General features: G+C 67.3%; 6 protein-coding genes and 1 pseudogene. 4 read left to right on the top strand and 3 right to left on the bottom strand.

What is annotated here, in order from left to right:
- The 4 genes and pseudogenes from OPF83_RS15945 to OPF83_RS15930 form a co-directional block, all read left to right on the top strand.
- Positions 1 to 357 (top strand): annotated as a pseudogene (locus tag OPF83_RS15945) (biotin-dependent carboxyltransferase family protein); the annotation flags it as partial.
- A 112-nt stretch (positions 358 to 469) separates the two neighbouring features.
- Positions 470 to 1,756 carry an adenylosuccinate synthase gene (locus OPF83_RS15940; protein ID WP_264888608.1) on the top strand — a complete coding sequence of 429 codons (1,287 nt, stop codon included), beginning with the start codon at positions 470 to 472 and terminating at the stop codon, positions 1,754 to 1,756.
- A gap of 209 nt (positions 1,757 to 1,965) precedes the next feature.
- Entirely contained in the window at positions 1,966 to 2,736 is a 771-nt protein-coding gene (locus OPF83_RS15935; protein ID WP_264888607.1) for a hypothetical protein, read from the top strand.
- Between the two features lie 238 nt (positions 2,737 to 2,974).
- Entirely contained in the window at positions 2,975 to 4,456 is a 1,482-nt protein-coding gene (locus OPF83_RS15930) for a hypothetical protein (protein WP_264888606.1), read from the top strand.
- Positions 4,457 to 4,593: 137 nt separating this feature from the next.
- Here OPF83_RS15930 and OPF83_RS15925 read toward each other — a convergent pair whose 3' ends face one another.
- The 3 genes from OPF83_RS15925 to OPF83_RS15915 all read right to left on the bottom strand — a co-directional run bounded on the left by OPF83_RS15925 (position 4,594) and on the right by OPF83_RS15915 (position 6,462).
- A complete protein-coding gene (locus tag OPF83_RS15925) occupies positions 4,594 to 4,884 on the bottom strand; it encodes a hypothetical protein (protein ID WP_264888605.1) in 291 nt (96 codons plus the stop codon).
- A gap of 67 nt (positions 4,885 to 4,951) precedes the next feature.
- Positions 4,952 to 5,362 (bottom strand): GntR family transcriptional regulator, encoded by a 411-nt coding sequence (locus OPF83_RS15920; protein ID WP_264888604.1) that lies wholly within the window; start codon positions 5,360 to 5,362, stop codon positions 4,952 to 4,954.
- A gap of 2 nt (positions 5,363 to 5,364) precedes the next feature.
- Positions 5,365 to 6,462, bottom strand: a complete 1,098-nt coding sequence (locus OPF83_RS15915) for a CaiB/BaiF CoA-transferase family protein (protein ID WP_264888603.1) — start codon at positions 6,460 to 6,462, stop codon at positions 5,365 to 5,367.
- Between the last annotated feature and the right edge of the window lie 251 nt (positions 6,463 to 6,713).

Below are 6,713 nucleotides of genomic sequence, written 5' to 3'. Positions count from 1 at the left end.
CCCGTCGACCTGGACATCATTCCCGGCCCCCGCGACCACCTCTTCCCCGCCGAGGCGTGGGACATCCTCGCTGACACCGGGCACATCAGCGGGCATGCCGATCGCGTGGGCGTGCGCATCGACCCCGCCAGGCCGGTCAGGCGGCTGCGCGGCGGTGAGATTCCCAGCGAGGGGATGGTGCGCGGCGCGGTCCAGATCCCCGCGGACGGGGCGCCGGTGGTGTTCGGCCCCGACCACCCGGTCACCGGCGGATACCCCGTGATCGGCGTGCTCACCGCCCGGTCCGCCGACACGATCTGCCAGCTCCTGCCCGGAACGCCGGTGCGATTCCGCAGGTTGCGCGGCGTCGCCGACTAGTGTGTTGACGGCAACAGGGACTATTCTGGCGTGTTGGTGTGCGCGGAATCGCCCGGGAACGGGTGAGTCGTCCCGCACCGTGTCCACAACACTTCCGAGGTGAAAGTAAGCCATGCCAGCGATCGTTCTGATCGGCGCCCAGTGGGGCGACGAGGGCAAGGGTAAGGCCACCGACATCCTGGGCGGCCACGTCGACTACGTGGTCAAGCCCAACGGCGGCAACAACGCCGGCCACACCGTCGTGGTGGGTGGCGAGAAGTACGAGCTCAAGCTCCTTCCCGCCGGCATCCTCTCGCCCACGGCCGTACCCGTGATCGGCAACGGCGTCGTGGTGAACCTCGAAGCGCTCTTCGACGAGATCGACGGCCTCCAGTCGCGCGGCGCCGACACCTCCCGCCTGCGCATCTCCGCCGACGCGCACCTCGTCGCGCCGTACCACCAGCAGCTCGACAAGGTCACCGAACGGTTCCTCGGCAAGAAGGCCATCGGCACCACCGGCCGCGGCATCGGACCCACCTACGCCGACAAGGTCTCGCGCGTGGGTATCCGCGTCCAGGACGTTTTTGACGAGTCGATCCTGCGGCAGAAAATCGAGGGCGCGCTGCACCTCAAGAACCAGATCCTGGTCAAGATCTACAACCGTCGCGCGGTCGAGGTCGAGGAGATGGTGGAGTACTTCCTCTCCTACGCCGACCGGCTGTGGCCCATGGTCGCCGACACCACGCTCATGCTCAACCAGGCGCTCGAGCGCGGCGAGACCGTGCTCATGGAGGGCGGGCAGGCCACCATGCTCGACGTGGACCACGGCACCTACCCGTTCGTCACCTCGTCCAACCCCACCGCCGGCGGCGCCTGCGTGGGCTCGGGAATCGGGCCCACCAAGATCACGCACTCGCTGGGCATCGTCAAGGCCTACACCACCCGCGTGGGCGCCGGCCCGTTCCCCACCGAGCTGTTCGACAAGTGGGGCGAGTACCTGCAGGTCACCGGCGGTGAGGTGGGCGTCAACACCGGCCGCACCCGCCGCTGCGGCTGGTACGACGCCGTGATCGCCCGCTATGCCGCGCGCGTCAACGGGTTCACCGACTACTTCCTGACCAAGCTCGACGTTCTGACCGGGATCGGCGAGATCCCGATCTGCGTGGCCTACGACGTGGACGGCGTGCGGCACGACGAGATGCCCATGTCGCAGACCGACTTTCACCACGCCGAGCCGATCTACGAGACCATGCCCGGCTGGGAAGAGGACATCACCGGAGCGCGCGTATTCGAAGACCTGCCGCCCGAGGCCCAGGCGTACGTGCTGCGACTCGAGGAGCTCGCCGGCTGCCACATCTCGTACATCGGCGTGGGCCCGGGGCGCGACCAGAACGTGGTGCGGCGCGACATTCTGGGGTGACCAGAGCCGGTGACGCGCGGAGACGGTGACGCCCGGCGTCGAGCCGCGGCCATGCGGGACGCATGTGCCACGAGTGACTGGTGTTCTGGTATCTAATGTGAACGTACGACAGATGTCGTACGAACAGGCGATACCCGCGACTCGGCGAGATTGGTGGACTTCCGGGAGACCGGTCAGAGCGGCCGGGCTCGACCTGCGAGGAGTCCCCGATGCGTACCCCTACTCGATTCACATCCCTGTCCGCGGCTACATGCGCCGCGGTGCTCGTGCTGTCCGGCGCCGGAGTGGCATCGGCCCAGATGGGCGGAAGCCTGGGCGAGGGCGGCAGTACCGCGCTCCCCGTCTTCGATTCCCGGAGCGAAGCGTCCCTCACCGACGAGGGCGGAGGAAAGTACGCGGTCTCGTATACGAACGGCTCCAGCCATGACCTCGCGTGCTTCGGTGCAGTGCTTCCCGCGGGCCTCGCTCGCGACTACTACGAGGCGTTGGCGGATGCCGACTGGCAAGAGGCCATCTCCGGTGAAGGTGAGCTCCAGGACCCCGAGCTCCAGGCCGAGATGGACGCCGCGATCAGCGCGGGCCATGTGGGCATCATCACGGGAACTGATGGCATCGGTTATGTGGACTATCTCCGCGCGATGATCAAGGAACAGCAGCCCGAGCTGACCGACGAAGAGGTCGAGGAGATGCTCGACATGACTCTGGACATGGTCGACTTCGGGGACCTGTTCGAGGACGACGCCACGATGGTCAACTTCGCGGACAAGGGCGCCACCGCCACATGGGCCGCGCAGTTGCGTGTGGCCCTCCCGAAGTCTCAGAAGGCAGGGGGGATCGTCACCTGTTTCAACGGGCTCGGTCGTGGCGGCGTCATTGGTGAGACCACGTATATCGAGGTCGAGCACGCCGAAGAAGGGCAGGGATCACTCCTGTCGAACGTGTTGGGCTCCCTCGACATCGGGGGCTCGCTGGGGAGCTGACCGTGGGCGGGAGTTGACAGCGGCCCGGCTCGCCCGTCCCTGATAACACTCCGCCCCGGACGGCCTCCGCGTCGTCCGGGGCGGAGGTGACGGATGGTGACTAAAGAGATCATCCTGTTACGTAATTCGCGCGTTTGGGGGACAGCGGCGCCGACGCTCCCGCTGACATGGTCTTACCGGGAGGTCGGACGGCCTCCGAAGATGCGAGCCCCGTGGGCCACGAGACCTGGAGAGACCATTGCGATCGTCAACGAGAATCGGAGCACTGGCCGCATCGGCCGCGCTCGGGGTGGCCACACTTGTCGGCGGCGCCGGTGCGGCGTCTGCGGAGCCACTCGGGCCGGTCATCGACGGGCCGAGCTCAGTCGAGGTCGAGATCGACGCCGTGGGCGAGTTGGTTGTCTCGTACGACAACCAGTCAGGGCTGGATCTGACCTGCTTTGTCGTTGTGTCCACGTATGAAGTGGCCTACGAGATGTTCGAATTCCTGTCCGGCGGGGAGCCGAACGCCGAGCTACCCGACTACGCCCAGGAGATGATCGACGAGGCGATGGGTAACGGTGTGTACACCGTCGGCGCGTTCACCGTTCCCGAGGGGGCCAGCGGGCCGGTCACGGCTGCCTTCCAGCACGAGTACGACTTCTCGGACGTCTGGCCGGTGGCTGCCACCTGGTGCGCGGGCGTCGGAGGCTACTTCGAGCTCGAGATGTCCGACCTCGACTTACCGGGCTCTGGCGGAGTGGCCGTTCTGGACAGCCCCAGTGTGCTCACGGTGACCGGACGAGGCACGGAGACCCTGGTCGAGTATCGGAACGAGTCCGGTCGGGGCCTGTACTGCATTGCTCTGGTCGGCGAGCCCACGCTGATCGGCGATGTTTACGCCCGTATAGAGAGTGATCCGGCGAATAGTAATGGGCCCGACCCGGTGTTCAGTGAGTTGTTGGCCACGGCCGCTGCCGCCGGCAAAGTCGGAACCTATGGCGGAGTGGTCGATCCGGGTTCCACCGTCGTGTTTGAGGGAGTCACGGAGAATGTCGAACCCGCAGGGGTCCTCACCGACGATTCCTTCGACCCGGTGGGCGTCTCGTTCTGCTCTCTGTTCGCCGGCGAGGACACGTATACCGAGGTCGAGATCAGCCAGGCGGGACCCGGCGACGACGATGACGACGAGCAGGCAGTCGTACTCCCCGCACCAGTGATCGATGGTCCGAGCGCACTGAGCATGCACCCCTCCACGCTCCCGGGTGAATACTTTGGCTACTCCTACGACAACCGGTCAGGACGAGATCTCATCTGCACTGTGTTCCTCGGTTCCGCGGAGTACATCGAGGCGCAGCTGACCAGGGTCAACAAGGATGATCTGACAGTCGAGGAGGCGCTCTGGCTACCCTCCTCCGCCGAGCAGGGGGAAGCGGGCTGGTTCGTCTCGCGGGCCGGCACCGACGGGCCGGTCAGCACGTTGGCGGTCGGGGGGCCGGCAACGACGGAGACGGAGCCTCACGCGGTGGCGTTTTGTGTGGACGTGGAACTCGAGGGTGACACCCTGGTGGGGGCAATCGGCGACCACTTCGAGATCGAGACCGCCCACTACGTGCTTGACGACGATGGCGACGGCCCTGGCGACGACAGCCCTGGTGACGACGACGATGCCGATCCGCAGCCGGCGAGTATCATCGAGCGGATCATCGACGCGATCGACGTGTTCGGTTCGCTCAAGTAGGTGCTCGTCTGTCGCAACACAAGAGTCGGTTAGGCACCAGAGACGGTCATCCTGACCGGCGGGGTCACGCTAGAGGATCGGTTCGGGCCGGTCTGGATCGGTTCGGACCGGTTCGGGCCGGTCCGAACCGATGTGCGTCAGAGCGGCAGGCCCGGGATCGGCGGGAGCTCGATCGCCCCGCCGGCGACACCCGCACCGATCGCCAGGGCAGCCGACACGGCGAGGCCCGCGACGAGCACCAAGCCGGCCTGCGCGAACTCGCCCTCCAGCGAGCCCGAGGCCGAGCTGCCGGGGGTGTCGGCGTACTGGACGACGCCGGTCTCAGCCTGCGTCGAAGTGGGGGCGGCATAGGCGGGGGCCACGGCGACGGTGGTGGCGGCGGTGAGAGCCACGGCGGCGGCGAGGGTTCCGGTGCGAGTGATGGTCATACCGGGAACATCGGTCTCGGCGGCGACGGCATTACGCGCGGTGTGCAATCTCACGGTGACCGGGCGCTCAGTGGTCGGGCGGTGCCGGTAGGCGACTGAACGCAGCGCGGACCGCGGACAGGGATTCCTCCAGCGAGAAGCCGGACCCCGCGGCGCGTTCGGCGAACTCCTCGGCGGCGAGGGTCAGCACCGCGGTGGTGAGATCGGGCGCCGTGACGAAGGTGCCAGCGCGGCCGCGACCCTCGAGCAACCCGGCCTCCTCGAGTTCGCTGTACACCTTGGCCGCAGTCCGGGCCGCGATGCCGACGTCGGAGGCCAGGGCGCGGACCGGCGGCATGCGTGTGCCGGGTGTCAGCGTCCCGCGCCGGATCGCCTCCGTGATCTGCGCTTTGAGCTGACGAAACGGGGGCTCGGTCGAGTCCGGGTCCAACGCCAGGACCACGCCGTCTACCCGCGAGCCGGCCCCCGTCTCGCCCATGCTCAGGCCCAGACCTGGTCGATCGAGGTCACCTCACGCGGGGGCGCGGACGGGACCGGGGCGGCCGGGGTGCGCGAGAACCGCGGGGCCGGCGCCGGACCGACATCTCCGGCCACGTCGACGAACGTCTCACGCGCCGCGATGTGCGGGTGCTCCAGCGCCTCGGTGTAGCTCAGGACCGGCGTGGTGCAGGCGTCCGTGCCGTAGAACTTCTCGGCCCACTCGTCGCGGGGCTTCTCGGCGAACTTGCCCGCGATGATCTCGCGGAGTTCGTCCCAGCGATCGGTGTCGAACTGGCCGGGGACGGAGTCGTCGTCGATCCCCAGGATCCGGGTGAACTCGGCGTAGAACTGCGGCTCGAGGCATCCCACGGCCATGAACTTGCCGTCGGCGCACGTGTAGACGTCATAGAACGGGAATCCGGTGTCGAGCATGTTGGTGCCGGCGACGTCCGACCACTGCCCGCGGGCGCGCATGGCCCACTGGAACTGGCCGAGCACGGAGGCGCCGTCAGTCATGGCCGCGTCGATGACCTGGCCCTTGCCGGAGGTGGCGCGTTCGATGATCGCGGCGAGGATGCCCTGGATGAGGAACATCGACCCGCCGCCGAAATCGCCCACGAGGTTGAGCGGGGGCACGGGGCGCTCGCCTTTGCGAGCGGTGGCGTTGAGATGGCCGGTCAGTGAGATGTAGTTGAGGTCGTGCCCGGCGGTGTGGGCGAGCGGACCGTGCTGACCCCAGCCCGTCATGCGGCCGTACACCAGGCGCGGGTTGAGCTCCAGGCACTCGTCCGGGCCCAGTCCCATGCGCTCGGTGACCCCGGGGCGGAAGCCCTCCACCAGTACGTCGGCCTTGGCGATAAGGCCGCGAACCTGCGCCAGGCCCTCCTCGCTCTTGAGGTCTGCCTCCACCACCGTGCGGCCGCGGCGGGTGATGTGCGCCCACCCCTCGACCTGGGTGGCGAGCTCGCCCGGGCGCATCACGGTCACAACGTCGGCGCCCAGGTCGGCCAACATCATGCAGGTGTGGGGGCCGGGGCCGATTCCGTTGAGCTCGACAACGCGGATGCCGGCGAGGGGGCCGGTGGAAGTGCTGGTCACAGTTGTACCCTTTCATGTGGTCCTGCGCACACGGTATCGCCTCGACTGGTGACTGGTGCGTCCTACGGGACGGGGGACCCGGGTAGAGGGCGCGGTGCAGATCACGACCGCAACACCGTGAACGAAGTGAACAGTGTTGTTAGTGTTGTTAAGAATGTTAGTCAGCTTTTACTTAGCCGATAAGTTTCCCTCTGTGTCCCGCATTGAAATTGTGATGCATGTAACACTCCAGTCAGGCGACTCTCAGGTCG

Source organism: Dietzia sp. NCCP-2495 (assembly GCF_026011735.1).
Lineage (GTDB): Bacteria > Actinomycetota > Actinomycetes > Mycobacteriales > Mycobacteriaceae > Dietzia.
The sequence above is the reverse complement of the archived record's forward strand: the minus strand, read 5'-3'. Positions and strand labels throughout refer to the sequence as shown.